The 1,847-nt window shown below is 57.4% G+C and carries 1 rRNA gene (running past one end of the window); it reads left to right on the top strand.

Annotated features, from left to right (window positions below):
- Positions 1-1,847, top strand: a 23S ribosomal RNA gene (locus ACFY5C_RS41195); its annotated part runs 1,272 nt beyond the window's last position; the annotation flags it as partial.

Here is a 1,847-nt window from a genome sequence, read left to right on the forward strand (position 1 = left end):
CGTCAACCAGGCTTTGATCCGGGGGTTTCCGAATGGGGAAACCCGGCAGTCGTCATGGGCTGTCACCCTTGCCTGAACACATAGGGCAAGTGGAGGGAACGCGGGGAAGTGAAACATCTCAGTACCCGCAGGAAGAGAAAACAACCGTGATTCCGGGAGTAGTGGCGAGCGAAACCGGATGAGGCTAAACCGTATACGTGTGAGACCCGGCAGGGGTTGCGTGTACGGGGTTGTGGGATCTCTCTTCCACGGTCTGCCGGCCGTGGGACGAGTCAGAAACCGTTGATGTAGACGAAGGACATGCGAAAGGTCCGGCGTAGAGGGTAAGACCCCCGTAGTCGAAACGTCAGCGGCTCGTTTGAGAGACACCCAAGTAGCACGGGGCCCGAGAAATCCCGTGTGAATCTGGCGGGACCACCCGCTAAGCCTAAATATTCCCTGGTGACCGATAGCGGATAGTACCGTGAGGGAATGGTGAAAAGTACCCCGGGAGGGGAGTGAAATAGTACCTGAAACCGTGTGCCTACAAGCCGTGGGAGCGTCGGATACAGCTTGCTGTATCTCGTGACTGCGTGCCTTTTGAAGAATGAGCCTGCGAGTTTGCGGTGTGTTGCGAGGTTAACCCGTGTGGGGAAGCCGTAGCGAAAGCGAGTCCGAATAGGGCGATTCAGTAGCGCGCTCAAGACCCGAAGCGGAGTGATCTAGCCATGGGCAGGTTGAAGCGGAGGTAAGACTTCGTGGAGGACCGAACCCACCAGGGTTGAAAACCTGGGGGATGACCTGTGGTTAGGGGTGAAAGGCCAATCAAACTCCGTGATAGCTGGTTCTCCCCGAAATGCATTTAGGTGCAGCGTCGTGTGTTTCTTGCCGGAGGTAGAGCACTGGATAGGCGATGGGCCCTACCGGGTTACTGACCTTAGCCAAACTCCGAATGCCGGTAAGTGAGAGCGCGGCAGTGAGACTGTGGGGGATAAGCTCCATGGTCGAGAGGGAAACAGCCCAGAGCATCGACTAAGGCCCCTAAGCGTACGCTAAGTGGGAAAGGATGTGGAGTCGCAGAGACAACCAGGAGGTTGGCTTAGAAGCAGCCACCCTTGAAAGAGTGCGTAATAGCTCACTGGTCTAGTGATTCCGCGCCGACAATGTAGCGGGGCTCAAGCGTACCGCCGAAGTCGTGTCATTGCAGCAATACGCCCAACGGCGGCTGTGATGGGTAGGGGAGCGTCGTGTGCCGGGTGAAGCCGCGCCGGAAGGCAGTGGTGGACGGTTCACGAGTGAGAATGCAGGCATGAGTAGCGATTCACACGTGAGAAACGTGTGCGCCGATTGACTAAGGGTTCCTGGGTCAAGCTGATCTGCCCAGGGTAAGTCGGGACCTAAGGCGAGGCCGACAGGCGTAGTCGATGGATAACCGGTTGATATTCCGGTACCCGCTGTGAAGCGTCAAACATTGAACCAGGCGATGCTAAGTCCGTGAAGCCGCCCTGGAGCCTTCGGGCAAAGGGGAGTGGTGGAGCCGACGGACCAGACCTGTAGTAGGTGAGTGATGGGGTGACGCAGGAAGGTAGTCCATCCCGGGCGGTGGTTGTCCCGGGGTAAGGGTGTAGGCCGTGCGATAGGTAAATCCGTCGCACTTGTGGCTGAGACCTGATGCCGAGCCGATTGTGGTGAAGTGGATGATCCTATGCTGTCGAGAAAAGCCTCTAGCGAGTTTCATGGCGGCCCGTACCCTAAACCGACTCAGGTGGTCAGGTAGAGAATACCGAGGCGTTCGGGTGAACTATGGTTAAGGAACTCGGCAAAATGCCCCCGTAACTTCGGGAGAAGGGGGGCCATCACCGGTGATC

This window comes from Streptomyces sp. NPDC012935, assembly GCF_042900345.1.
Classification (GTDB): domain Bacteria; phylum Actinomycetota; class Actinomycetes; order Streptomycetales; family Streptomycetaceae; genus Streptomyces.